Consider the following 23980-nt stretch of genomic DNA (forward strand, 5'->3'; position numbering starts at 1 on the left):
GAAAAAGGAAAAACCCTCCTTGAAAATCTTATCATGAAAAAAGGCCACCTAAAAATTACTTTTTAGACGACCTCTTTCATTTAAAAATATTTTTGCGGGTTGTTTCCCTCTACACTACCTTCTTCTCCTTTGCCTGTTGTTATTGCGGTTGCGATTGTTTCCTGTAGCTACCGGTGCAGGTTCAGCGTTTAGATCCATAGGGTAGGGGTGTTCCTCTACCACCGGGATTTTAATAGCTGCCAGTTTTTCAATATCTTTTAATTCCTTGCGCTCATCGGCGGCACAAAACGAGATGGCAATACCTTCGTTTCCGGCACGGCCGGTACGACCAATTCGGTGTACGTAAGTTTCGGGAACGTTTGGGAGGTCGAAGTTAAACACATGTCCTAACTCATCAATGTCGATTCCGCGGGCGGCAATATCGGTTGCTACCAGTACATTCAGTTTTCCACTTTTGAAGTTCTTTAATGCGTTTTGCCTCGCATTCTGACTTTTATTCCCGTGAATAGCTGCCGAATTGATCTTTGCTTTATCCAGGAACCTCGCAACTTTATCAGCACCGTGCTTTGTACGGGTAAAGACGAGGGCGCTTTCAATGCCATTGCTTTCCAGGAGATGGAGCAGTAACTTTCTCTTATCAGGTTTGTTGGTAAAATAAACCCTTTGATCAATTTTATCTACTGTTGAAGACGGCGGAGTAACTTCTACTTTCACCGGATTTTTCAGCATCATCTTAGCCAGATTCTGTATTTCATCGGGCATAGTGGCCGAAAAGAAAAGGGTCTGCCTTTTTTCTGGCAGGCTCTTAATAACCTTTTTTACATCGTGAATAAAACCCATATCCAACATCCTGTCGGCTTCATCAAGAACAAAGATCTCGAGGGTTTTAAGGTTGATAAAGCCCTGGTTCATAAGATCCAGTAAGCGGCCTGGGGTGGCGACAAGAATGTCTACCCCTCGTTTAAGCTTTTCGACCTGCGAATGTTGTGAAACACCTCCAAAAATAACCGAATGCTTAAGCCTGGTATGCTTGCCGTATGCTGCAAGGCTCTCGTCTATTTGTATGGCGAGCTCCCTTGTTGGGGTAAGGATTAGGGATCTTACTCCTTTTCCAGAGAATTTTTTCTCATTTAATAACTGGAGGATAGGAAGGCCAAAGGCGGCTGTTTTTCCTGTTCCGGTCTGGGCTACTCCTAAAAGATCTTTTCCTGAAAGAACTACTGGAATGGCTTGTTTTTGTATTGGGGTGGGCGTATCATAACCCTGAGTTTCGAGCGCCTTAAGTAAGGCCTCATCTAAATTTAATTTTTTAAACGACATTAAATTGTTTTATGTGAAATGTTGGAAAAGACGTTGCACTTTCTTGAAACAGCTGCTGTTTTTTATTCTGAACCGGCTTACAACCTGCCGTGTATCTTGTAAAGAAGATGGCAAAGATAAGCTTTTTATCTGCCGGTTTTACAATCAGCAAGAATCGGGCCGCTAATAACAGGTTCAAAAATGGCAGAAAAGCTATAAGATCTGGATTTGATACTTCTCCAAAAGGCCCCGAATATTTTCTGCAGAAAAATGAGCCCCCTTGATGTTGTTATTTTCAGGATCTATGCTGAAGTTCCTGGAAGTGCTAAAATCGGCTTTTTCAAGCCTGGTATCTATAAAGGTGGCACCGCTAAGATCACAATTCTGGAAAGTGGCTGAAGTTAAATCGGCTTCAGAAAAATCTACCTGAATCAGCTTGCAATCTTCAAAAGAAATATTCTTCAGTTTTAATCTTGAGAAAGAAGAAAAGTTTAAAAGGCAGTTTTGAAAGGAAAATGAGAGCAAAAAAGGATCAAGCTCATGAAAATTTAAACCCATCAGTTTACAGTCTATAAACTCTGTGTCCCTGATGCAGGTTCCTCTGGTAATGCAGTTGCTAAGGTCACAGGCTTCAAAAACACATTCCGAAAATGTCATTTTTGACAGGTGAGCACCGGAAAAATTAATGGCTTTAAAAGTACAGTTGTCATATTCGCCTTCGGGAAGGTTGCCGTCACGAAGATTTTCTGAGGTGAAATCTTCGTCTCTAAAATAAGCTTCGTTCATGAATTTTAGCAGCCTTTGCCTTTCCCGCCTTTACAATTTGTAGATTCGGCTACCAGGTATGCAATGCTGCCACCAAGATCGATCTTTAGGGTTGTAGAGCCTAAATCTGAAGCCAGGCGTTTTTTTCCGTTTAGCATAAGCTCATTGAAACCGCTAATTGTAAATGTTTTGGTGTTCTTATCGTAAACTATTTTTTCGGCTTTCTCAATCTCTACTATAGAGGTAGTGAAATGTACATTGCCGGTAAGCTCTACAATTTGTTTATTCTCGCGCGTTACACTTTGATCTCCAGAGAAGGTAATTCCCTTACTTTCAAAAGTGACCGGGCTCTCCTGCGCCATTGCTCCCGTTCCTAATAGGGTGAAGAAAAGAAGGAAAAGAAATTTCATAATCAGCATTTTTTTGATGTTGACAAGGTAATTATTTATTGCTAAACATTTTAGTTTATTTTAAGGTTTTTTCAGGGAATACGGAGTATTTTCATCATGAGAAATGAACCTTTAAAATGACATTTTTCAGAAGAATTGATTTTCAGTTCATACAGGGAATGACCCAAAAATTGTCGAAATTAGTAGTAATAGAGTTAGGGGAAGTAATCTTATTAATATTTGATTATTAGTATCTTATAATTGTTTTTAATGCTTTGAGCAGAAGACCATGAAATGCATCCGGAAAAATATCGCTCATTTTCTTTTAATCCTTCTTGTACTTACAGGATGGACTTCCTGTGAACGATCTGAAACGGCTCTTCAGTCTCAAAATTCTAATCAACCAGCGGCTACAATTGAACCAACGGTCAGCCAGGAAGTCGAAAAGTTGCCCCTGTTCGTTACCTATCATCGCGACAGCCTTGAAAATACTGCCCAGATTGATAGTTTTAAAACCAGGTTCAACGAACTGGAGCAGGAATTTATTTTTGCTATCAACCGCGTGGACGCCTATCGGCTAAGGGCAGGTGATGTTTTGGTGATACCCGATACGCTCACCAAAAACTTTTTAGATTATTCTCCTTTTCCCCAAAGACTGGAAATGCTCGATTCCATACCCAAGACCGTGCTTATCTCGAGAAGAATACAGGGGTTTGCATTGTACGAGAATGGAAAACTTCTAAAATGGGGACCCGTGAGCTCGGGAAAAAAGTCTACACAAACTCCCGCCGGTCTCTTCTACGGAAACTATAAGGCCCGCAGTAAAATTAGCACGGTAGATGATTCCTGGCTTATGCCTTACTACTTCAATTTTATGAACTTTGAGGGCGTTGGTGTGCACCAATATTCCCTGCCTGGTTACCCTGCCAGCCACGCTTGTGTGAGATTGCGAAAAGATGATGCCATTAGCATTTACAACTGGGCCAAACAGTGGAAACTTGATGCTACAGGCCAAATTGTAGAACACAACGGCACTCCTTTTATGGTTTTTGGAGATTACAACTTTGAAGGGCCCGTGCCCTGGCTGCAACTGGTAGAGAAGCCTAACTCCAACTACCTGAATGCCCGGGAACTGGAAACCCTGAGCCAATATGTTGCGGAATATAAAAAGGATAAAAGAAACTTTGATCTTCCCGAACCTGATCTCGAGGAACTTGCTGTAACGCCACCCGAAGGGTTGGAGACGATCCGCTAAAATTGACCGGAATAAGAAAGGTTGCCAAAAACGCATTTTTGACAACCTGTTCTCCTCAAACAATTATTTTTAAACCCTGTACTTTTCTTTGTATGCCAGCACGGCCTTTTCGAGATCGTTACTGTCTTCTATGAACGGCACATGCCCGCCATTATTTTCCCATAAAAGTAGATTCGAAAATTCAAGATCCTTATAATGTCGCGGCCCCACCATATAATCATTGGTGCCGTAGAAGTAGAGCACCGGCATCTTCATACCACCACTAAGCAGTTTAAAGTTTTGCCAGTATTCGCTTCTGTTCATGATATTGTTGCTTAGGTCGTAATTGAAATTTTCGATTTCTCCAGACATTTGGTCGAGCTTTGGAAAAGTTTCAGGATCTCTGGAGCCCATTTTCCAGAAAAGGCCTTTTTCCTGCAGCTTTCCGCCATACTCATTCATTCTTTGTGCCAGGGTAACTGTGTCTCCCGCACAGCTATAGGTTTCCCCAACATATTCTGCTGCCTTTGGAAGCCAGCTTTCGCAAGCCGATTCTATAAGGTTGAGCGTGCAATTTATCATGAGCATTCCTTTTTGTGCTTCAGGATACCTTTCGGCATAACCCATTTGTAAAACGCCTCCAAAGGAGTGACCCAGGGTAAGCCAGTCTTTAAAACCCAAAGCTGCCCTTACTTCTTCAAAGTCGAGCGCCATACGGTCAAGGGAATAATCCTGGGTGGGTGAACTTTGTGATCTTCCAACCCCGCGTTGGTCCAGGTAGACTACGGTAAAATGCTGTTCTAAAAATTCACCAGTTAATTTCTCAAACCAGTAGCTGCCCGATCCCGGCCCGCCGTGAATATAAAGCAGTGGAGTGCCCTTGCCTTCTACTTTCACGTAAAGGTCAACCCCGTCTGAAGTAGTAATGGTCTTTTCACCGGCCAAAACATTCTGGCTTAAGAGCAACGTGACGATAATCAGGAATAATCTATCCATTTTTGAAAGGTTTACCTGCCTTAGAAAAGTGAGCAGGTTTTTGATTTGAAAAACCTGCCCTTAATATTTCTTCTTCAGCAATTTCTCCTATAGACTTTTCTGGAGATCATTTGTTACAGTCAGCCTTGTTGAAAATGAAATTATTTCTGGATTTGCCTATAATAATGGCTGAAACTGCGCAAAAAAAAAGATCCCGAAGAAGACAAAAAATCTTCAGACGGGATCTCCAGTGTAGGGGGACTGGAAACTTAGGATACCAAAGATTCTGCCAGATTTATCTTCGGAATTAAAATAACTTCAGCTTTTATAGAATTCGTGATGAGACAGGCTTTTTCGGCTTTAAAAAGGATCTTTTCGGCCTTCTCTTTATCTTCTTCATTGTAGATAGTAAGCACTGGCTCAAGTACAATTTGAGACATTATAAACTTACCTTCCTGTGTGCTCAGCTTTCCTTTTGCAGGGCAACTTAAACTTTCAAATTCCAGTTTTGAATTTTCGGCAATTGCCAAAAAAGTAGTCATAAAACAGCTGTTCACTGCAGCTGTATAAAGATGTTCCGGAGACCAGATGCCGGCAATTCCCTTCGGAAATTCGGGAGGTGTGGCCACTTCGATTTTCTCATCGAGTTCAGGAGAAGATATTTCCCCTTTGCGATCTGTTTTCCAGTGTAAATCGACGTTATAGATATGTTCTTCCATAAGTGTAATTATGTGGTAAATATAATTCTGTTTATTTTCTTAATTCCTGATCTCGATCAGGTTCCAGTGCACAATTTGTCCCCGTACAATTTCCTGCTGCACACCCAAAGCTAAAAAGCCCCATAGCAGCAACGTAAATACCTAAAGCAAGCCCCCACCACTGTGCTGCACTGGCAGCCTGAAAAATTATAAGCATTCCAATAATGAGGTAAGCAGCTCGTACCCATGTCCAGTTTTTTAAAAACCTGTTTTTCATCCTATTTTATTCTGAAGGTTTCTCCAGCCGCCGCCGTTATGTACTTCTGTGAATCCTGCCGATTTCAATATATTTTTTGCCGAAGCACTTCTCATGCCCGAAGCACAACAGGTAATAACTGGCTTATTTTTATCTCCAACTTTCTTCAGGTTTTGGGCCAGGCTGTTCAACGGAATGTTCTTTGACCCATTGATATGCCCGCTGCTAAATTCCCCTTTGGTGCGCACGTCAACAATAGTGGCGCCCTGTTCAAGTAATTGGGCATAATTTGTTTTCGGGCCAAGTCCCAGAATTCGTTTTAAACTTTCTATCATTTTAAGATGCTTTATTTTGTAGGTAATTTACTTCGAGCCAGGAACCCCCGTTCACACAATCAATTCCGGCACGTGTGAGATATTGTTCTGCTTGCGAACTTCTCATCCCCGATGCGCAACAAAGTATGATTGGGGCTTCCCATGATCTCAAATTCTCCATTTCATCGGGTAATTCTGTAAGGGGTATATTTTTGGAACCTGCTACATGGCCACCAGCGAATTCTGCTCTTGTTCTAACATCCAGTATGGTTCCTTTTCCTGCTTGTATGATCTTTTCCGTTTTCATAAGTGTTATCATTTAAAAACAGGACAAAAGTAATTCCTAAGTTGCGCCCGTACAGTTACTTTTGTTACACAGGGTGGTAGCAAAAAAATCCGGAGAATTTAGAAGTCCCCGGATTTTATTCATTTCTTTTTTCAATTTAGTTGATACTATCAATTACCTTTTTCAGCTTTTCCCGTACCTGCGTGGCAACATCCCCTAAAGTGTCATTTTTAACGGCTTGCATGGAAGCCACAGGATCAACGGCTGATACTTCAATCGTGCCGTCGCCGGTTTCCTGCACTATCACATTGCAGGGCAACATAGTTCCAATCTTGCTCTCGGCTGAAATAGCCTGGTGCGCCATTTGCGGATTGCAGGCACCCAGAATTCTATACTTTCTGAAATCTACATCCAGTTTCTTTTTAAAGGTTTCCTTCACATCGATCTCTGTTAGAATACCGAAACCTTCTTTTTTGAGTTCTTCGGTAACTTTTTGAATGGCTGTGTCAAAATCCTGTTTTAAAGTAGTGGTAAAATAGTAGCTCATGACTGTAGTTTTATCTGATTATCAATATACTACAAAAAAAGCTCTTTTGGAAGGAATAAACAGTGACAATTGTTACAGAAGGAAAAATGAAAAACCTGAAGGGAAAGGTGTGTAGGGGACATCCTAACCCTAAAGGTTTTCGATGTAAAAATACTTCAGTCTATTCTATTGAATATTAAACTTCTATAGATTTATCTTATTTAACTAACGGTCGTTTTTTAGCCTTTAATCTCTTCGGAATGATGGTTCAAAAATGCCATTTTTGACACCTCATTTTTCTGCGGAATAAAAGACATTGCCCTTTCGGCTATTGCAGTGATGGAAAGACTGGGGTTCACACCCGGGTTTGCCGAGATCATTGATCCGTCTATGACGTAGAGATTTTCATAACCAAAAACTTCATTCCTGGAATTGATCACGCCTTCTGAAGCATTTTTGCCCATCACCGCACCGCCTAAAATATGGGCTGTAGTGGGAATTCCGGCAATGCTTTCCAGTACAAAAGAAGTGGCTTTCCCATTGATGGCTTTGCTGTACCTTTTGGTGAGGTCTTTTGAGGCAGGAATGTCTGAAGTAGGTTTTTCTCCCGAACTTATCCCGCTGGACATACTTCCGAAGAAATTTCTCTTCAGTTTTATGGTGCTGTCAATGCTTTGCATAAAAAGCAGTACCGCAGTACTTTTTGACCAGCCATTGATAAAATATGTTTTAAACCAGGAAACCGGGGAACTTATTAGCTGAGAAATAACATTCAATATACGCTGCGGGGGAGTCTTTCCTGTGGCCATTGGCAGGTGTAATAACTTCCAGAAACCCGAACCTCTGGAGTAACGCACTACCTCAAGATGGCTGTTGTCATCTGTGTGCAGCAGGCTTCCTATGGCTACGCCTTTTGAAAGATCTTTGTCTTTATCGGCTGTAGAAACGCTGATGAGGGTCTCGTTATTTGTTCTGATTTCGTCTCCCACTTTATCGGATAACTTCGGAAGACTTTTCTGCTTCAGCTTGAGCAAAAGTTTTACCGTACCCAAAACTCCGCCGGAAAAGATCACTCCCTTGCTCCGCAGTTTTTTGGTCTTCCCGAAGTAGGAGGTACTCGATTTGAGTGTCACTTCATAAGCTTCCGAAGCAAGCTTTTTTACATCAGTGACTTCATTTTCTGCCAGTATTTTTGCCCCCAGCTCTTGTGCCAGCCAAAGGTAATTCTTGTCAAGGGTGTTTTTTGCATTATACCTGCAACCGGTCATGCAGCCGCCACAAAAATTACAGCCGGTTCTATCTGGCCCTTTGCCGCCAAAGTAGGGATCCTCTTTGGTTTCTCCCTCTTTTCCGAAGTAAACAGCTACATGAGGGTGTTCAAAATGCTCTTTTCTGCCCATGTCCTCAGCCATTTTCTCAAGGGCTTTGTCGGCATCAAACAATCGTGGATTAGGCACTGCCCCCAACATCTTTAAAGCAGTCTGGTAATGTGGTTTGAGATCCTCTTCCCAGTCTTCCAGCTGCCTCCACGAACCAGAGGTGTAAAATGCCTTTTTTGGCACCGGAAGGGTGTTGGCGTAGACCAGCGAACCGCCACCCACACCTGTGCCCGAAATTACTGCCACATGCCTGAAGATGCTCAGTTTCATGATGCCAAAAAATTTCAATGCCGGTATCCAGAGCCATTTTTTCAGGTTCCAGTTGGTTTTGGGAAAATCTTTGACTTTAAACCACTTTCCTTTTTCGACTACGAGTACTTTATAACCTTTTTCTGAAAGTCTCAGCGCACTCACCGAGCCTCCAAAACCACTGCCAATAATAATATAGTCGTAATCGTATTCCATTTGGTAATAGATGCTTACTGTATAAATTTAAACTTTTTCGGGGGAAATTGTAGGCAATTGATTTCTTGTTTTTCTGAAAAGAGCCAGCAGGCCCAGTAGAGGCCCGGGTGCCAAAAATAAAAGGAGATAAACCGGATCGAGGACTTCAAGCACAAAACCTGTCAATTCGATGCTCACAATAGTGATAGCAAAACCTATGCAGTTCACCACGGTCAATGCAGTACCCCTTGCTTCGGAAGGTGCATGTTTTGCGACAAGGGTAGAAAACAGGGGAGAATCGGCCACTACAACCATGCCCCAGAAAAGGAGAAAAATAATAAAGAACGTTTCTGAAGTTTGCAGAAACATAAGGGGAGAAATGATACAACACGCAGCCGAAAGTAGTAAAGCACCTGCAGCACTTCTCTTAGTGCCCCAACTTTGGGAAAGAAGACCAATGACCGCACAGGCGAGTCCGCCGGAGCCAATGATGAAAAAAGAAAGTAAAGGAATATTGAAATTGCTGTGAGGGTGAAGGACGCTGTACACCTTGAGTACCACAGGGACAAAGGCCCAGAAGGTGTATAATTCCCACATGTGCCCAAAATACCCAAATGCCGCTGCCCTAAACTTCGGAATTCTAAAAACCCTGAGCATGGCTGAAAAATCCTTTTGTAACATTGGGTTTCGGTAGGGGCCATCCTGCACAAGCAGTAAAATGAGGCTCCCTCCCAAAAATGCCAGAAATGAAGTAGTAATTAGAACGCTTTTCCACGGTAAACCCTGCAGCCCAGTTACTGTTAAGAGTAAGTGCGGGAGTGCTGTTCCAAGAACCAAAGCACCTACCAGGAAACCGAGAGATTTGCCAAGGCCTTCCCGATAATAATCGGATGCGATCTTCATTCCCACGGGATAAATTCCTGCAAGGGAAAATCCTGTAAGAAACCTAAGCATTAGCAAACTGCCGGAGCTGTTGCTTTCCACAAGCATCCCCAGGTTAAAAAAGGCGCCAAAAATAGCAGAATAGAAGAACACTTTTGAGGGGGAATACCGGTCTGCAATTCCCAGGAAAGCAAAACCCAGGGTGCCGGTAATAAAACCGAATTGTACTGCCGATGTAAGGTGCCCGAGTGCGGCAGGACCGAGATCAAAAGTCTGGATGAGATCGTTCATCACGCCATTACCTGCAAACCATAAGGAGGTGCAGCAAAATTGTGCAAATACAATGACCGGTAAGCTTAGCCGCGACGTGCCCATTCAGGAATTATCTACAGCTAAGAAACGAAAACTCCGCTAAATTAAACGAGGGCTTCTTTGATCTTTTTAATCGGACTTTTTTTCTTCTCCCTGGTGTCAACACCAAGAAATTCGTTTACCGGGCATACCCTGGTGATGGAACTTTCAGCAATCAGGGTTCCTGTAACTATGGCCGCAAGACCTGCAAGTTTTCCCTTGTTCCCGCCAAGGGCAAAAAAGCCTATTCCCATAAGGGCAGGGCCTGCAATACTTCTAATGAGCTGATCTTTTTTACCTACATTTTCTTTCATAATTCTTTTTTTCTGAATTTTCTATTTAAGATAACGTAAACCTGCTACTTTTCCAAGTTTTGGAGCACCTAAGTTCAGAGGGAATTCCGAATTTTAAAGACTTCAGGGAAGGTGAATTTTCAATTGAAAGAGAAGACTTCAGTTAGAGCTGAATTTTTCCGAAGTAAAAATCTTTAAAATGGCATTTCAGAAAGAAATTTTAGCGACCGGGTTTCTAAAGATTTTGTTCAGGATATTTTGTTTTTTCCTCTAAGTCTTTGTCAATGAATTTCACGAGGTTGCCGGCCATGCCTTCAAAAACAAAAAAGTGGAAGGGAAGCACGGTGTACCAATAGAGGCGACCCGCAAGGCCATGGGGTCGAAAGGTCGCGGTTTGTTGCAGAAAATGTTCCCCATTTCTTTCAGTGATCTTAAACTCCAGCCATGCTTCGCCGGGTAATTTCATTTCGGCATATAGCAACAAGCGGCGGTTCTTTTCATCGGCTGCCAGTACCCGCCAAAAATCTAAAGTGTCACCCGTATTGATATGGTATGGATGCGTGCGCCCGCGCCTAAGGCCTACGCCACCTACCATTTTATCCATAAAGCCTCTTATTTTCCATAGCCTGCTGCCGTAATACCAGCCACGTTTTCCGCCAATCGCCCAAATATTTTTTAGAACTGTATCGGGATCACCTGTGATCTTCTTTTCCCGGTAATCTTTAAAGCAGCCATCGGTAGGTACATTGATATGCTCCAGTAGCGAATTGTCTGAATAACTGGAGGCCAGCGAATCTTTCCAGCTGGAGATAACGCTGTTTTGCTCAATTTTTTGGAAAGCCAGCGCTACAGCCTCTTTATATGGAATGGATTTTATTCCCAGCATCTTTTCCAGATCATTGTCTTTGGCAATGACCTCAACTTTCATGCTATCTACGAGGTTTATGGCTAGCTTGTAAGAAGTTGATGTAACAAAATACAGCCAGTAGGAGGAAAGGCGGGGAGTCATTACGGGAACTGTAATGATCTTGCGTTTAAAACCTCTTACATCTGCAAACTGCAACATCATTTCTTTGTAGGTAAGCACATCGGGCCCACCAATGTCGAAAGCTCTATTGAAGGTGTCTTCCCGCAGAAGAACCCCTTCTAAATATTCGAGTACATTTCTTATAGCGATAGGCTGACTCTTGGTGGTGACCCACTTGGGAGTGATCATCACCGGCAGTTTTTCAACCAAATCGCGCATGATCTCAAAGGAGGCACTACCCGAACCAACAATAATCCCGGCTTTAAGAGCCGTAAGTGGCACACTGCTTTTGCCAAGGATCTCTTCTACATTTTGGCGGGAAGAAAGATGTTTGGAAAGTTCTTCTTCATTAGTGATCCCGGTGAGGTAGATGATCTGTTTAACCGAAGTTGGCTCCACAAGCTTTAAAAAATTGTGGGCCGAAGCAGCTTCCATTTCTGCAAAATCTCCGGTACCTGCACTCATAGAGTGGATGAGGTAATAAGCAGCATCAATATCCTTTATGATTTCCGATGAAGGCAGCGGCTTCAAGAAATCTACTTCGAGCAGAGAAATCCTGTCGTGTGCATATATCCCATCGGTAGGAAACCTGTTCCTGTCCCTAACGCAACACACCACCTCGTGGCCGCGGGAAAGCAGTATAGGAAGGAGGCGCTTTCCAATATATCCTGTGGCGCCGGTAAGGAGTATTTTCATAGCTTCAGCTTAATTTTTACTGAAGATATGAAAAGATAAGCAAAAGCGCTTTTTAGATCTGTTTCAATTCTTTAGCAGCCCTAAATGCACCAGGAAAGAATAACCGGTGGGGTGTGAAAAATGGCATTTTTCTTCCCTGATTTTCAGATCTATTCTTCCTGATCTCTTTCGTCAAGAATCAGTAAGTCGGCCGATGCCCGGTTTAGTGCGATTGGGATATTGTTGATCACTGCAGTCCTTATGAGGGTCTGGATATCATGTTCGTGACCGTGGGGAGTTTCGGCATCAATAAAAAAGATGATCATGTGCACTTCCCCCTGAAGTATTTTAGCTGCCAGGAGAATGTCGCCGCCGCTGGGGCCGTGGCCAAAACCCTTTACTTCAATGTCGAGCATTTCACTAAGTAGTTTTGAAGTGTTTGAAGTGCCTATGAGTTTGTATTTTAAGAGCGCTTCACGATGTACTTTGGCCCAGTTAAGCAGGTCGGTTTTGCGGCTGTTGTGGGCAATTAATGCAATGGTTTTCATGTTGTTGGTATAGTTTTATCAATAAAAAATTCAAGGGTATAATGAGCATATTCCGGTTGGCTAATGCCTTCGGAATAAAATATATTTTCTGGCTGATTGTATTTCCGGGTATATGCAATGAATTCTGAAGGGAATTCGGTTGATGTTGCCATTTATAGTGCTTGATGTATGTAAAATTAAAGAATAAAGGTTAAGCAAAGATGAAGGACTTGCTGAAAATATCGGGAAACTTAAAAAAATAGCTTCGGAATATTTTGACAGGAATTTAAGATTGTAATTAGTATTTTTATTGCTATGACTGAAATGCTTGTACCTGAAACAACCACCCCCGGAATTCTCCTGGTTTATACCATAATCTTCTTTTTTGCAATCCTCTTCAGGTATTTTGTGGCAGCAGGGGTCTTTTACTACTATTATTACGTCAAAAATTTTAAGAAATATGACGAAAGAAGGTTAAGTAAAAGGCTGGCTAACAAAAAGCAGTTGAAAAAGGAGATTGTGTGGAGCATAAAATCATCGGCAATTTTTGCCCTGGTGGGGGCGGCTACTTATTGGTTGTGGTTAAAGGGATATACCGCTGTTTACCTGGAACCCGATCTTTATGGCTACTGGTATTTGCCGGTGAGCCTTTTAGCCATTTTACTCATTCATGAAACCTATTATTACTGGGTGCACCGCTGGATGCATCATCCCAAAGTGTTCAGGATTGTGCATAAAGTTCACCACGATAGTCGAATTCCTACACCATGGACGGCTTTTTCCTTTCATCCGTGGGAGAGTTTGATCGAAGCGCTTATCCTGCCATTGATCCTCATCTTTTTACCTGTGAATATCTATGTTTTGGGTTTTTACCTGTTGGTCATGACGGTGAGTAGCGTAGTGAACCATCTGGATATAGAGATCTATCCGCTGTGGTTCCAAAAAAGCCGTTTTGGCAAACTATTTATTGGCGCCACCCATCACCACCATCACCACACAGAATTTATGACCAATTACGGCCTATACTTCACGTTTTGGGATAAATTAATGGCTACTGAAAGCCGTAAAATGAAATCCTGATTACTTTAACCTCTTAAAAATCTTTTTTTCTGAAAAAAGGTTTTTTCGCAGGAGTTGCCGAAACTCTTTATCTGTTGGTGCAAGTAGATAGTATTCGAATTTACCATCTTCAGATGTTATTTCTCTAACAGGTCTGGATTCCTGTACCTCCATTATGAGTTGTTCAGATTCTGAAGTTAAATTGGCGCAGTGGGTAACAATCTTATTCTTGGAAGCCTTAAAGGGGAAAACATTCCAGTTATCCTTATCATAAAGGTTTAAAATATAACTGCTATTCATTTTCTTTAGCACAGTTTGTGGCTTAGAAAGGTCTCCGTCAACACCTGTTTCTGTACCTCCGGAATATCGAAAATAATGCTTTTCGATAAAAAGGGTGTCTTCATTATTTGAAACAAATATGCCATGCATTTTTGAAGGAAATTCTGAAATTGAAGGAGCAGTAGATGGTTGTGGACTTTCAAATTTTACGGCTGTACATGATGAAAGAAATAAAGCCAAGATCGGAAAAAGGATCAGCTTTTTCATGGGGAGAGAATTTAGAAAAATATGAGGTATAAATTTACTGATTTAAAAAAAGATGGGGTAAATATTAAGTGCTTTTTTACTGTAAATTTTACATTTAAATACCTGGCTATCTACATTCAAAACACTTCTGCAAGTTTGCAGGTAGCTCAACATCTTCACTTCCCTTTAAAGGCCCTGAAAGGGGTTCTTTTTTATTGATCTCCTCATGAAATTCTATGGCATATTCCTGCAGTTTGTCCCTGCGATGTTTCAGTTTTGAAGCTATCTCATTCCCATTGAGTTGCACCAGGCTTTGAGGCCATGCTTCAAGGGCTTTATTGATTTCAGTGTCTGTTAAGTGTTGTTGCAGGTATTGTGCTTCCTCTATGAAAATCTGCCGGGGCACATCTTTCAGGAAGTAAACATCAAAAGGATACACAAACCCCGGTATATGATCAATATCCTTCTCAAAAGGCCTCACCATGGGCTGTACCAGGTGATTGGTGAGGATGGTGGGAATAACGCCATTAATCCTGAAAAAAGCATTATCCCTGTCTCCGGGCAACGGAATTGCCACTTTATTTTGCCCCCGTTGTTGTATCACCCAACCCCATTGTTTTGTATGCCGGTCCCAATCACCAATAAGGAGGTCGAAAAGCCGTGCCCGCACCAGTTTTTGGTGGTCAATGTGCAGAGCCTCCTTCAGGTTGATCTTCATTTCCTGGAGTTCATCGGTCTCCACGATTTTATCTACGTTATTATAAGAGGTCCAATTGACTTTACCTTCGGTTTCATATTCGCGAAGGAACAGACGATTTCCGTATTTTTTGGAATATTTTCCCATCGCATCGTGCCGTGGCACAAAGACAATTTTTGGGTGGGTATGGAGAATGCCTGCAGCATCGGCAAGAGCGGCTGCAAGAACAGCTCCATAAGGATGTTGTGCAGAAATACCATCTACCACAATGTTTTCGAGGCCAAGGGTTTTTGCAACTTCTGGAATTAAAGGGGAAGGATCTTTGTTGATACTGCGTAGACTGTAAAGAGCGCCGTCTTTACCTACAATTTTAAGAGACTTTGTTTGATTACCGCCGCCTTCTTCCTGGATTGTAAAAGAATCAAGAAGAAAAATTTCGGCCTGTACCGGGGCCTCCCAGGCCTCGCGGTAGTTATCGCCTTGCATAAAACGCTTAATGGCGTTGGCTTCGTATCTATTAGTCGCTACTGCCGTTACCCTGTCTCCATCCTGGAACCTGCCCGAAGAAATTTCGGAAGGAATGACTTTTGAAATAAATAATTCCGAAGGGCCTATTGAAATAGACCAGTAAGTGAGGCCAAGAAATACAAGGAGAAGAATTAGCAGTGCAAGTAAAAATTTTTTCATTTCAATTTTCTTCTGCGAAGAAAGTTTTATGCCATCACAATTGATGACTAAGTTCATTATCAAAGATTAAAATTCCATGGCCGAAACTACCTCGAGTCTTACAGGCTGGTCTATTTTCTTTTCAATTTCCTTTTTAACTTCCTGTATACGTTGAGGCGCAATATCTTGAGGGCCTACCAGCCGCAGTGATACTACCATGGGTGAACCGAATCTTATGCGCACATCTCTCAAAACCACATTCTGAATTGTTGCGCCTTCAAGAGCACGGGTGATATTGGCCTCTTGCATAATCCTGTCAAAAGAAAGGGTGAGGGGAACAGCCACCAGAACTACGATGACGAGGGTATAAACGAGTCCCATTTTTGCCCTTTTAAAGGGGGCAAAGCCCAGAAATAGGAAAGTGAGGCCTCCAAACAATATAATGCCCGCAAGGTTTGTGGCATATAATAAAATTGCACCCGAAAATACTTCCCAATCCCACCAGCCAATACCAATCCCGGCTACCGCAAGTGGCGGAACTAATGCAACTGCAATGGCTACTCCTGCCAGGCTTTTTGCAATGCCTTCATTGGCGTGGGCATAAGCTGCCGCAATACCCGATGATACTGCAATTCCCATATCAAGTAAAGTAGGGGAGAGCCTGGCTTCAATTTCGGGGGTGAGTACTTTAAGAGGGATCACAAGACTTACCCCCGCAGCAAAAGCGAGCGAAACCAGGGTGCCGGCGGTAATGGTGACAAAACTTTCCTTTAACATAGGTACATCATATCGCACCATTCCCATAGAAAAGGAGACAATAGGCGATATTACCGGTGCCAGTATCATAGCGCCAATAATTACCGGTGAGGAATTCCCAAAAAGCCCAAAAGTTGCAATAAGGGTAGATAAGATCATCATCACCATGAAAGAGGTGCTTATTGTCGAGTTGTTTCTAAGTACCTTAAACAGGTCCTGGAATTGCTCTGTGCTGGCACGGGGCAGGATTGGCAGGCTCCTTTTAATGAGTTCCTTTCGGGTTTCCCCTGTTGGCAGTCCTTCAATTTTTATACTTTTTCTTCCGTTTTCCTTTTCGGTTTTATCACTGTAAACACTTTGCTGTTTAAGAATAAGCGTTTGTTTAAGAACTTCAATATTGAGTTCTTCAGCTTGTTTTTTCTCTCCATCAATGGTGTAATCAACGGGTTCTTTCCCGGCCACCTGCAGGTTTGAAGTTTTTATTTTTCCGATGAAAGAAGGGAGCTTGGTGAGCGTCTTTTTGCTAGGCACAAGACTTCTAAGGAAGAACCACAACAGTACCATAAGGTTTTGCGGTGCAAGTACGAAAGCCTGAAAAGCCCCGTCGTTTATAGAGCTTTCCTCAAGCAGGCGTTTTGAAATTAGAGAACTCGATGCATGTTCTACTACAATAATTCCTAAAGCAGAGGTGTGAATTACCTTTTCTCCGTCTGTACTTATTTGATAGGAATGGTGAGAAAGCGAGGAAGCTTTGCGAATATTGCGAATAATATTCACCACCTCCTGAAAAAAGTTCTTTTTGCCGTGCCTTTGGGAAAGTAAAAAGATGTCTCCAATATTTATGGAGCTAAAAACTGGTATGTCGTTACAAAACAGGAGGTCAATATGATAAGGGTTATCACACTCGGTAAATTGAGTGATCACGTCTTCAATATCTTCTGAAACTCCCAGCCCTTTTGAGGTGAATTTATTTTCGGGATGAGGTAAGATGGCAATAGGCCATTTGTTTTTTGCTGCCACGGGAATGATCTCTCTCAATGCAGAATCGGGCAAAAAGAGGAGAAGGCATGAATCTGCGTCAATATCGAATTCTTTGTCCAGCGGAAAAGACACCGGTTCATATTCAATGTTCTTTAAAACCGGGAGGATATTTTCCTCTACAGATTCTTTTTCCTGGGATTCGTGTAAGAGGTAGAGCATTAAATTTTTACTGCAAGATAAACTTTAATTTGCCTATTTCTGAAGAAGGAAATTATAAAAAACTCTTTATTTATAGGTGTAGCCTAAATTTTATTTGATCCTTGCAGATGCAGTTCTCACAAAAAAAATCATACTTTTGTTATGTTAACTTCAGTTATTATGAGCCAAAAAGTGTTGCTTGCTTCAAAAGAAATGAACATCATTTTACAACGTTTGGCCTGCCAGTTGATTGAAAATCACGATACCTTCAAAGATTCGGTGATCATTGGCATACAACCACGGGGTGCTTTTCTCGCAAACCGCATCTATAAGATCCTTAGGGAAGACTATGGTATTACCACGATTAAGATGGGGCAGCTGGATATCACTTTTTACCGGGATGATTTCAGAAGAAGCGATAAACCTCTTGAGGCCAATAAAACCCATATAGATTTTGTAGTAGAAGATAAGCGGGTGATCTTTGTGGATGACGTGCTTTATACCGGAAGGAGCATTAGGGCGGCACTTACCGCGGTGCAATCTTTTGGAAGGCCACGTGAAATTGAGCTTCTTACGCTCATAGACCGCAGGTTTAGCAGGCATTTGCCCATTCAGCCCGATTATAACGGGAGACAGGTAGATGCTATAAATGAGGAAAAAGTTAAAGTGAACTGGAAAGAGAATGAAGGGGAAGATGCCGTATACCTTATTAGTAAATTATAAACATGAGTGAACTAAGTGTTAAGCATTTACTGGGGATAAAATACCTGAATAAAGAAGATATTGACCTCATATTTGAAACCGCCGATCATTTCAAGGAGGTGATCAACAGGCCCATCAAGAAAGTACCTTCCCTTCGTGATATTACCATAGCCAATTTATTTTTTGAGAATAGTACCCGAACCCGGCTTTCTTTTGAGCTGGCCGAAAAAAGGCTGAGTGCCGATGTGGTAAATTTCTCGGCGGCCTCTTCTTCAGTAAAAAAGGGGGAAACCCTTATAGATACTGTGAATAATATCCTCTCTATGAAGGTAGACATGGTAGTGATGAGGCATCCAAATCCCGGCGCAGGAATTTTTCTATCAAAACATGTAAATGCCAGTATCATCAATGCCGGGGATGGAGCGCATGAACATCCCACCCAGGCTTTGCTGGACAGTTATTCCATTCGTGAAAAGCTGGGCGAAGTGCAGGGTAAAAAAGTTGTGATAGTAGGTGATATTCTGCATAGCAGGGTAGCCTTATCAAATATTCTGGCATTAAAACTACAGGGTGCCCAGGTAAAAGTTTGCGGCCCTTACACCTTACTTCCTAAATATATAAGTTCGTTAGGGGTAGAGGTAGAACCAAACCTGCGCAAGGCTCTCGAATGGTGCGACGTGGCAAATATGCTGCGGGTACAAAATGAAAGAATGGACATAAGCTACTTCCCCAGTACGCGGGAATACGTGCAGTTGTTCGGATTAAATAAAGAACTCCTCGATTCCCTTGGCAAGAAGATCGTGATTATGCATCCCGGCCCAATTAACAGGGGAGTGGAGATAACCAGTGACGTGGCAGATTCCGATCAGGCTATTATCCTTGATCAGGTGCAAAATGGAGTGGCTATTAGAATGGCAGTGATCTATCTCCTTGCGTCAAAAATTAAATAGTTATGAAAATAACAGAAAAGGAGACTTATAAAATATTTGAAGACGAAAAAGATAATGTGACCCGGTTTGCCGCATTTTTGGAAAGTATTCATCCAAAGTTTAAAGATGACAATGTGGTGATAGATATCTTAAAATATGGGGAGCTGCGGCTTGATGAACTCCTAAAGTTCCTGGAGCTTTCAAATAGGCATAGAGAGGGAAACAGGTCTTTTGTTATTGCAAACGATACGATTAACATAGACCAGGTACCCGAGGAACTGCTGGTAGTGCCCACCCTCACAGAAGCCGAAGATATTATACAAATGGAAGAGATTGAAAGAGACCTGGGATTCTAGGTCTTTTTAATTTTAAAGACCCCAAGACATGAAATTGACCGTGCTGGGCTGTTATGCGGCTACACCAAGAACTTTTACAAATCCTACCTCCCAGGTGCTGGAGATCAACAATGAAGTTTTTCTTATTGATTGCGGAGAAGGGACTCAGGTGGAATTGCGCCGGCACAAGATCAAGTTCGGAAAGATTAAACACGTTTTTATTTCCCATCTTCACGGCGATCATTTTTATGGTTTGATTGGTCTAATTTCAACTTTTATGTTGTTGAACCGAAAAACCGAACTCCATATCTACGGCCCCAAGGGCATAAAGGAGATCGTGCTGCTGCAACTTAAATATGCTAACTCCTGGACCGGCTATCCGCTTTATTTTCATGAATTATCTTCTACCGGGCCTCAGGTAATTCTCAACACCCGTAAAGTTACTGTAGAGACCATTCCTTTAAAGCACCGCATTTATGCTAATGGGTACCTCTTTCGGGAAAAGCCAAAACCCAGGAAGCTGTTGATGGAAGAAGTTGAGAAGTACAATATTGATGTAGCTTATTATAAAGGCATCAAAAAAGGTAAAGATGCTGTTCTTGAAGACGGCCGAATCATCCCCAATGTTGAGTTGACCGAAGATCCCGAACCTCCCGAAAGTTATGCCTTTTGCAGTGATACTTCCTATACTCCCTCGCTGGCTGAGCAATTAGAAAATGTTACGGTGTTATACCACGAATCTACTTTTCTCGAGGAACACGCATATCTTGCTGCGCCCACGGGCCATTCTACTGCACGAGAAGCAGCTGCTATTGCCAGGGCGGCTAAGGTTTCTCATCTCGTGCTGGGTCATTATTCCACCCGTTATGAATCTATAGAGGCATTTAAAAAGGAAGCTAATGAGGTTTTTGACAGCGTGCATCTTGCCGATGATGGCAAAGTTCTTCACTTTGAATAGCTGCACTTTATCGATCTAATACGTCTTTTATCTTCAGAGTTTTAGCGCTATTTTTGTAGGGTTTGGAACCCTACTGTGTTAAATTTACCTTAATTTGTGTAGTTCATCGATTAAATGGTTTGTTAATCGGAAATAATTCTTAATTTTCCTATCCCAAACCTACTGACTACCATTATGAAGAATTTAACCTACTTGACATGGTTAATGTCTATTTGTGCGATTACTCTTACATCTTGTTCCAAAGAAAGTGTAGATGAAGTAGAATCGGCCAACCTCACCACTAAACTCGCTCCTGTTAAATATTCCTCAATTGAACTTGATGTACTCGAGCTGGTCAACGCCTACAGGGAACAAAATGGATTGAACAGTTTATTATACCTGGATGAAGGATCCCTCGAGGCTGCCGGTCATAATAAACATATGATTGAAGACGATGAGGTATGTCATCATTTCTTCGGAAGCAGATACCAGTCACTTGTTAAATCGGTTAATGCCAAGGCTGTGAGTGAGAATGTTGGGTTTGGTTATAGAACTGCCGAAGCTGTAGTTAATGCATGGATTAAAAGTGACGGCCATCGTGAAAATCTTGAAGGTGATCACACTCATTTTGGCATCTCGGTAAAGGAAGGAAAAGATGGTAAATTCTATTTTACCAATATTTTTGTAAGAAAGTAATAGTAAGATTTCATATCATAAATAATTTACGGTTGGTTAGGAGAGCCTGTCTTAAAATTTATTCAAGACAGGCTCTCTTTTTTATAGGCTAACCTTAAGGTAGATTATCATTTTATAGAATCACTCTAAGCTTCCTTTTCTTCTACTTCTCAAGCTACATACAAGCCATTTACTTTTTCTGAAGGTAACATTCCACCTCAATTTCCTGGAGGTATAGTACAAGAAAAGAGGCTGTCAAAAAGCCTCTTTTTGTTATCCTTTCGGTTCTTTTAACTTCTGATGTTCAGATTTAAAAGAATCTGAAAAATTACTTTCAGAATAACATTTTAGGAGCTTATAAGACAGCCTCTTTAATGGTTGGTTAGTTTGGTCGATCTATTCCATTTTAACCACTTTAAAAATGGATCTTCTGTTCAATTGGTGTTGAACTTCATTACAATTATTACAGTCTATCTCTGGCTGCTCTTCTCCATAACCTTTGTAAGTTACAATTCTTTCGGGAGCTATACCGTGTTGGACCAGGTAATCATATGTAGACTGGGCCCTTCTTTCTGCAAGGCGACGGTTATATTCAAGAGATCCTCTCCTGTCTGTATGTGAGCCAATTTCAATAACCAGTTCAGGGTAATCATTTTTCATCAGGTTCACCAGCTTATCCAGTTCGGCGGCAGCATCTGGGCGAATATTGTGCTTGTCAAAATCAAAATAGATCTTGTTAATTTCAGCTAAATATTCCACATCATTAACAGGCGACAGTTCGATATCGTAAACAAGTTCGGTTTGGTCATCCATCTCAAAAGTGTTTACTGTACCCAGTTTTTGGTCGTATTTAATATGTTTCGCTTCAATAGGATATTTAACATCTCTGCGAATTTCCAATTCATAATACCCAACACTGTCAGTCTTTAAAAAAGCTATTTGTTGCTCGTTTTCATCCATTAAGCGTACGGTTGCGTTGGCGATAGGTTTCCCATTTATAGAGTCGGTCACTGTTCCTTTTAGCACTAAAGGTGCCAACACACTTAGCTGGTAAATGTCATCACTTCCCTTTCCGCCGGGTCTGTTGGAAGCCACAAATCCTTCAGAAATATCTTCGGAAGAAATTGTAAAAGAAAAATCATCGAGATTGCTGTTGATGGGTTCCCCCAGATTGTAGATCTTTTCCTGATTTTGAAGATCTACTACAAAAACGTCCAGTAGGCCATAGCCTTTATGTCCGTCAGAAGAAAAGTAGAGCTTGCCATCTTCAGCAGCAAAAGGGAAAACCTCATTTCCGGGAGTGTTTATTTGTTCTCCAAGATTTTCGGGGGTTCCAAAAATGCCATTTTTGACACTGACTTTATAAAGATCCGATCCTCCAAATCCTTCAGGAGCTTCCGAAGCAAAATAAAGGGTTTGTCCGTCCTTCGAAAGGGCTGGATGGCCCACCGAATAATTGTCGTTATTAAACGGTAGCTCTTCAATATTCGTCCATTCCCCGTTTACCAAAGAAGCTTTGTAGATCTTAAGGTGATTAACACCTTCGCTGTCTTTTTTGCCGTTTTTATTGTTGATGTAATTATTGCGGGTAAAGTACATGGTCTTTCCATCTTTGGAGATCACCAGCGGACCTTCATGCCTTACGCTGTTCACTTCTCCGGAAAGCGATTCCAAAATGCCATTTTTGGAAGGTATGGAGTAAATATCCAGAAAAGGTTCACCGTTCCAGTCATAGATTTTAGGATTCCTGGCATCTTTGGCCCTGGCTGAAGTGAAATAGATGGTCCCGTTGCCTTTGTATGCACCAAAATCACTGAATTCCGAATTAAAATCGGCATTTTTAAGCCTGAAGGTTTCCAGTCCCGGGTAAATTGCAATTTTCTCCTCGTTAAGGAGGTCTTCTACCAAATTCTCATTTTTTCCCTCTTCAAGGTACTTTTTGAGCCACTGCCTTGATTCATCATAACGGCGCACGCCGCGTAAAGCCTGGGCATATTTGTAGTAATATTCGGGAGATACGCCGGGTTGCTCAACGACTTTAGCGTAAAGTGGCGCTGCATTTTCGGGATCCCTCAACAAAAAGTAACTATCGGCCAGCTTTCTTTGATTGTGTTCAACCTTATAGTCCTTTTCCAGCAGATCTTTGTAAACATCTATGGCTTTCGCATAAGCGAAACTTTCATATAACCTGTCTGCTTTTTTTTGCATGCCCGACTGAGCCGAAAGGAACAGGGACTGACAGATTAAAAGGAGGAGTAAACAGTAGTTTTTTTTCATCATCCTGGTAGTTTAATTAAAAGAACCTTGGGGATCTATATTTGGTGTTTTGTCTTCGGAATTCATATATCAACAGGATCTCGTGGGTGCCTGAAGTATAGGGCTGTAAGTCAGAAACAGAGTATTCATAGGCATACCCAACCCTAAAGGAAGGAAGGATTTGAAAATCAACAAATCCGCCTATGGCATCATCCAGCCGGTAATTTGCCCCCAGGTACACTTTTTCGTCATAAATGAATGTACTGGAAATATCTACAGAGAGCGGGGCTCCATTTGTCGCTTTCAGCAAAGTACTGGGGCGAAGCTTCCAGCTATCGTTGAGATCAAACACATACCCACCGGTTAAATAGTAATGCACCTGTTCAAGGGCTACATATTCGCTTTTTATGTTATTATCATTATTTAGCAGCTTTGGTGCAGAAAGCCCTACATACCAATCTTGAGAAGAGAGGAATAGCCCGGCTCCAAAATTGGGTGTCCACCTGTTAAATACATCATCATTAAAAAATGGATCATCTACATCTTGCAGCAAATCTTCATCTAGGTTGTAGTAGCTCATTCCGGCTTTAAGTCCAAAAGATAAAGTAGTGAGGGCATTCACATTGATGGTGTAAGAAAAATCTCCATACGCATAGGTGTAATTCTCATAACCGGCTTTGTCGTTGATCACCGAAACCCCAAGCCCAATTTTTTCGTTGCGAAGAGGGGAGTGGATAGACAGGGTCTGCGTTTGCGGTGCCCCTGCGAGTCCTGACCACTGACTCCTGTGAAGCCCAACTACCGAGAGAGCATCTCTATTTCCAGCATAAGCAGGATTTATCGAAATAGTGTTGTACATGTACTGCGTAAATTGTGGCAGCTGCTGTGCATTGGCACATACACCAATAAGTAGAAGAATTATGACGGGGTAGATTTTTTTCATG

27 protein-coding genes are annotated in these 23980 nt (G+C 41.9%); 7 read left to right on the top strand and 20 right to left on the bottom strand.

Annotation, left to right across the window (positions count from 1 at the left end):
- Positions 1 to 114 precede the first annotated feature (114 nt).
- From OQ279_RS13970 to OQ279_RS13980, 3 genes are all read right to left on the bottom strand, one after another.
- Positions 115 to 1320, bottom strand: coding sequence for a DEAD/DEAH box helicase (locus tag OQ279_RS13970; protein WP_266070611.1), 1206 nt, complete (start codon positions 1318 to 1320; stop codon positions 115 to 117).
- Between the two features lie 192 nt (positions 1321 to 1512).
- On the bottom strand, positions 1513 to 2085 hold the full coding sequence (locus OQ279_RS13975) for a pentapeptide repeat-containing protein (RefSeq protein WP_266070612.1): 573 nt from the start codon (positions 2083 to 2085) through the stop codon (positions 1513 to 1515).
- 5 nt (positions 2086 to 2090) lie between these two features.
- Positions 2091 to 2474, bottom strand: a complete 384-nt coding sequence (locus OQ279_RS13980) for a hypothetical protein (RefSeq protein WP_266070613.1) — start codon at positions 2472 to 2474, stop codon at positions 2091 to 2093.
- Between the two features lie 268 nt (positions 2475 to 2742).
- On the opposite strand from OQ279_RS13980, the gene OQ279_RS13985 reads away from it, so the two are divergent.
- Positions 2743 to 3708: a L,D-transpeptidase gene (locus tag OQ279_RS13985; protein ID WP_266070614.1), complete on the top strand. Its 966-nt coding sequence runs from the start codon at positions 2743 to 2745 to the stop codon at positions 3706 to 3708.
- Between the two features lie 69 nt (positions 3709 to 3777).
- On the opposite strand, the gene OQ279_RS13990 is transcribed toward OQ279_RS13985, so the two are convergent.
- The 12 genes from OQ279_RS13990 to OQ279_RS14045 form a co-directional block, all read right to left on the bottom strand.
- The gene (locus OQ279_RS13990; protein ID WP_266070615.1) at positions 3778 to 4683 is read right to left on the bottom strand and encodes an alpha/beta fold hydrolase; all 906 of its coding nucleotides are present in this window, start codon (positions 4681 to 4683) and stop codon (positions 3778 to 3780) included.
- 248 nt (positions 4684 to 4931) lie between these two features.
- Entirely contained in the window at positions 4932 to 5381 is a 450-nt protein-coding gene (locus OQ279_RS13995; protein WP_266070616.1) for an OsmC family protein, read from the bottom strand.
- A gap of 31 nt (positions 5382 to 5412) precedes the next feature.
- Positions 5413 to 5637, bottom strand: coding sequence for a hypothetical protein (locus OQ279_RS14000; protein ID WP_266070617.1), 225 nt, complete (start codon positions 5635 to 5637; stop codon positions 5413 to 5415).
- The gene (locus OQ279_RS14005) at positions 5634 to 5951 is read right to left on the bottom strand and encodes a rhodanese-like domain-containing protein (RefSeq protein WP_266070618.1); all 318 of its coding nucleotides are present in this window, start codon (positions 5949 to 5951) and stop codon (positions 5634 to 5636) included. The genes OQ279_RS14000 and OQ279_RS14005 overlap by 4 nt, the downstream gene beginning before the upstream one ends.
- Before the next feature lies 1 nt (position 5952).
- The gene (locus tag OQ279_RS14010) at positions 5953 to 6237 is read right to left on the bottom strand and encodes a rhodanese-like domain-containing protein (protein ID WP_266070619.1); all 285 of its coding nucleotides are present in this window, start codon (positions 6235 to 6237) and stop codon (positions 5953 to 5955) included.
- A gap of 136 nt (positions 6238 to 6373) precedes the next feature.
- Positions 6374 to 6763, bottom strand: a complete 390-nt coding sequence (locus OQ279_RS14015; RefSeq protein WP_266070620.1) for a DUF302 domain-containing protein — start codon at positions 6761 to 6763, stop codon at positions 6374 to 6376.
- A 218-nt stretch (positions 6764 to 6981) separates the two neighbouring features.
- Entirely contained in the window at positions 6982 to 8586 is a 1605-nt protein-coding gene (locus OQ279_RS14020) for a GMC oxidoreductase (RefSeq protein ID WP_266070621.1), read from the bottom strand.
- Between the two features lie 27 nt (positions 8587 to 8613).
- Positions 8614 to 9822: an MFS transporter gene (locus tag OQ279_RS14025; RefSeq protein WP_266070622.1), complete on the bottom strand. Its 1209-nt coding sequence runs from the start codon at positions 9820 to 9822 to the stop codon at positions 8614 to 8616.
- A 41-nt stretch (positions 9823 to 9863) separates the two neighbouring features.
- On the bottom strand, positions 9864 to 10112 hold the full coding sequence (locus OQ279_RS14030) for a YgaP family membrane protein (protein ID WP_266070623.1): 249 nt from the start codon (positions 10110 to 10112) through the stop codon (positions 9864 to 9866).
- A gap of 214 nt (positions 10113 to 10326) precedes the next feature.
- Positions 10327 to 11814, bottom strand: a complete 1488-nt coding sequence (locus tag OQ279_RS14035) for an SDR family oxidoreductase (RefSeq protein WP_266070624.1) — start codon at positions 11812 to 11814, stop codon at positions 10327 to 10329.
- Positions 11815 to 11963: 149 nt separating this feature from the next.
- Complete coding sequence (locus OQ279_RS14040) at positions 11964 to 12341, bottom strand: methylglyoxal synthase (RefSeq protein WP_266070625.1); 378 nt, start codon at positions 12339 to 12341, stop codon at positions 11964 to 11966.
- Positions 12338 to 12493 (bottom strand): hypothetical protein, encoded by a 156-nt coding sequence (locus OQ279_RS14045; RefSeq protein WP_266070626.1) that lies wholly within the window; start codon positions 12491 to 12493, stop codon positions 12338 to 12340. Before OQ279_RS14045 ends, OQ279_RS14040 begins: the two co-directional genes overlap by 4 nt.
- A 142-nt stretch (positions 12494 to 12635) precedes the next feature.
- Between OQ279_RS14045 and OQ279_RS14050 the strand changes: the two genes are divergently transcribed.
- Complete coding sequence (locus tag OQ279_RS14050) at positions 12636 to 13400, top strand: sterol desaturase family protein (protein WP_266070627.1); 765 nt, start codon at positions 12636 to 12638, stop codon at positions 13398 to 13400.
- On the opposite strand, the gene OQ279_RS14055 is transcribed toward OQ279_RS14050, so the two are convergent.
- From OQ279_RS14055 to OQ279_RS14065, 3 genes are all read right to left on the bottom strand, one after another.
- Positions 13401 to 13925 carry a hypothetical protein gene (locus OQ279_RS14055; protein ID WP_266070628.1) on the bottom strand — a complete coding sequence of 175 codons (525 nt, stop codon included), beginning with the start codon at positions 13923 to 13925 and terminating at the stop codon, positions 13401 to 13403.
- A gap of 106 nt (positions 13926 to 14031) precedes the next feature.
- Positions 14032 to 15288 carry a hypothetical protein gene (locus OQ279_RS14060; protein ID WP_266070629.1) on the bottom strand — a complete coding sequence of 419 codons (1257 nt, stop codon included), beginning with the start codon at positions 15286 to 15288 and terminating at the stop codon, positions 14032 to 14034.
- Between the two features lie 66 nt (positions 15289 to 15354).
- A complete protein-coding gene (locus OQ279_RS14065; protein WP_266070630.1) occupies positions 15355 to 17223 on the bottom strand; it encodes a DUF389 domain-containing protein in 1869 nt (622 codons plus the stop codon).
- Between the two features lie 159 nt (positions 17224 to 17382).
- On the opposite strand from OQ279_RS14065, the gene pyrR reads away from it, so the two are divergent.
- The 5 genes from pyrR to OQ279_RS14090 all read left to right on the top strand — a co-directional run bounded on the left by pyrR (position 17383) and on the right by OQ279_RS14090 (position 20801).
- The gene (pyrR, locus tag OQ279_RS14070; protein WP_266070632.1) at positions 17383 to 17925 is read left to right on the top strand and encodes a bifunctional pyr operon transcriptional regulator/uracil phosphoribosyltransferase PyrR; all 543 of its coding nucleotides are present in this window, start codon (positions 17383 to 17385) and stop codon (positions 17923 to 17925) included.
- Between the two features lie 2 nt (positions 17926 to 17927).
- A complete protein-coding gene (locus OQ279_RS14075) occupies positions 17928 to 18854 on the top strand; it encodes an aspartate carbamoyltransferase catalytic subunit (RefSeq protein ID WP_266070634.1) in 927 nt (308 codons plus the stop codon).
- 2 nt (positions 18855 to 18856) lie between these two features.
- A complete protein-coding gene (locus OQ279_RS14080) occupies positions 18857 to 19189 on the top strand; it encodes a ribonuclease Z (protein ID WP_266070635.1) in 333 nt (110 codons plus the stop codon).
- A gap of 28 nt (positions 19190 to 19217) precedes the next feature.
- On the top strand, positions 19218 to 20126 hold the full coding sequence (locus tag OQ279_RS14085; RefSeq protein WP_266070636.1) for a ribonuclease Z: 909 nt from the start codon (positions 19218 to 19220) through the stop codon (positions 20124 to 20126).
- 174 nt (positions 20127 to 20300) lie between these two features.
- Positions 20301 to 20801, top strand: coding sequence for a CAP domain-containing protein (locus OQ279_RS14090; protein WP_266070637.1), 501 nt, complete (start codon positions 20301 to 20303; stop codon positions 20799 to 20801).
- Positions 20802 to 21176: 375 nt separating this feature from the next.
- Here the strand turns inward: OQ279_RS14090 and OQ279_RS14095 are convergent, their stop codons facing one another.
- Both OQ279_RS14095 and OQ279_RS14100 read right to left on the bottom strand, forming a co-directional pair.
- The gene (locus tag OQ279_RS14095) at positions 21177 to 22988 is read right to left on the bottom strand and encodes an OmpA family protein (RefSeq protein ID WP_266070638.1); all 1812 of its coding nucleotides are present in this window, start codon (positions 22986 to 22988) and stop codon (positions 21177 to 21179) included.
- Positions 22989 to 23073: 85 nt separating this feature from the next.
- Positions 23074 to 23979 carry a PorP/SprF family type IX secretion system membrane protein gene (locus OQ279_RS14100; RefSeq protein WP_266070639.1) on the bottom strand — a complete coding sequence of 302 codons (906 nt, stop codon included), beginning with the start codon at positions 23977 to 23979 and terminating at the stop codon, positions 23074 to 23076.
- Between the last annotated feature and the right edge of the window lies 1 nt (position 23980).

This window comes from Salinimicrobium profundisediminis, from assembly GCF_026241755.1.
Taxonomy (GTDB): domain Bacteria; phylum Bacteroidota; class Bacteroidia; order Flavobacteriales; family Flavobacteriaceae; genus Salinimicrobium; species Salinimicrobium profundisediminis.

Coding starts and splice junctions, on each gene's coding strand:
- OQ279_RS13970 (WP_266070611.1), bottom strand. CDS start 1,320: ATGTCGTTTAAAAAATTAAATTTAGATGAGGCCTTACTTAAGGCGCTC.
- OQ279_RS13975 (WP_266070612.1), bottom strand. CDS start 2,085: ATGAACGAAGCTTATTTTAGAGACGAAGATTTCACCTCAGAAAATCTT.
- OQ279_RS13980 (WP_266070613.1), bottom strand. CDS start 2,474: ATGAAATTTCTTTTCCTTCTTTTCTTCACCCTATTAGGAACGGGAGCA.
- OQ279_RS13985 (WP_266070614.1), top strand. CDS start 2,743: ATGAAATGCATCCGGAAAAATATCGCTCATTTTCTTTTAATCCTTCTT.
- OQ279_RS13990 (WP_266070615.1), bottom strand. CDS start 4,683: ATGGATAGATTATTCCTGATTATCGTCACGTTGCTCTTAAGCCAGAAT.
- OQ279_RS13995 (WP_266070616.1), bottom strand. CDS start 5,381: ATGGAAGAACATATCTATAACGTCGATTTACACTGGAAAACAGATCGC.
- OQ279_RS14000 (WP_266070617.1), bottom strand. CDS start 5,637: ATGAAAAACAGGTTTTTAAAAAACTGGACATGGGTACGAGCTGCTTAC.
- OQ279_RS14005 (WP_266070618.1), bottom strand. CDS start 5,951: ATGATAGAAAGTTTAAAACGAATTCTGGGACTTGGCCCGAAAACAAAT.
- OQ279_RS14010 (WP_266070619.1), bottom strand. CDS start 6,237: ATGAAAACGGAAAAGATCATACAAGCAGGAAAAGGAACCATACTGGAT.
- OQ279_RS14015 (WP_266070620.1), bottom strand. CDS start 6,763: ATGAGCTACTATTTTACCACTACTTTAAAACAGGATTTTGACACAGCC.
- OQ279_RS14020 (WP_266070621.1), bottom strand. CDS start 8,586: ATGGAATACGATTACGACTATATTATTATTGGCAGTGGTTTTGGAGGC.
- OQ279_RS14025 (WP_266070622.1), bottom strand. CDS start 9,822: ATGGGCACGTCGCGGCTAAGCTTACCGGTCATTGTATTTGCACAATTT.
- OQ279_RS14030 (WP_266070623.1), bottom strand. CDS start 10,112: ATGAAAGAAAATGTAGGTAAAAAAGATCAGCTCATTAGAAGTATTGCA.
- OQ279_RS14035 (WP_266070624.1), bottom strand. CDS start 11,814: ATGAAAATACTCCTTACCGGCGCCACAGGATATATTGGAAAGCGCCTC.
- OQ279_RS14040 (WP_266070625.1), bottom strand. CDS start 12,341: ATGAAAACCATTGCATTAATTGCCCACAACAGCCGCAAAACCGACCTG.
- OQ279_RS14045 (WP_266070626.1), bottom strand. CDS start 12,493: ATGGCAACATCAACCGAATTCCCTTCAGAATTCATTGCATATACCCGG.
- OQ279_RS14050 (WP_266070627.1), top strand. CDS start 12,636: ATGACTGAAATGCTTGTACCTGAAACAACCACCCCCGGAATTCTCCTG.
- OQ279_RS14055 (WP_266070628.1), bottom strand. CDS start 13,925: ATGAAAAAGCTGATCCTTTTTCCGATCTTGGCTTTATTTCTTTCATCA.
- OQ279_RS14060 (WP_266070629.1), bottom strand. CDS start 15,288: ATGAAAAAATTTTTACTTGCACTGCTAATTCTTCTCCTTGTATTTCTT.
- OQ279_RS14065 (WP_266070630.1), bottom strand. CDS start 17,223: ATGCTCTACCTCTTACACGAATCCCAGGAAAAAGAATCTGTAGAGGAA.
- pyrR (WP_266070632.1), top strand. CDS start 17,383: ATGAGCCAAAAAGTGTTGCTTGCTTCAAAAGAAATGAACATCATTTTA.
- OQ279_RS14075 (WP_266070634.1), top strand. CDS start 17,928: ATGAGTGAACTAAGTGTTAAGCATTTACTGGGGATAAAATACCTGAAT.
- OQ279_RS14080 (WP_266070635.1), top strand. CDS start 18,857: ATGAAAATAACAGAAAAGGAGACTTATAAAATATTTGAAGACGAAAAA.
- OQ279_RS14085 (WP_266070636.1), top strand. CDS start 19,218: ATGAAATTGACCGTGCTGGGCTGTTATGCGGCTACACCAAGAACTTTT.
- OQ279_RS14090 (WP_266070637.1), top strand. CDS start 20,301: ATGAAGAATTTAACCTACTTGACATGGTTAATGTCTATTTGTGCGATT.
- OQ279_RS14095 (WP_266070638.1), bottom strand. CDS start 22,988: ATGCAAAAAAAAGCAGACAGGTTATATGAAAGTTTCGCTTATGCGAAA.
- OQ279_RS14100 (WP_266070639.1), bottom strand. CDS start 23,979: ATGAAAAAAATCTACCCCGTCATAATTCTTCTACTTATTGGTGTATGT.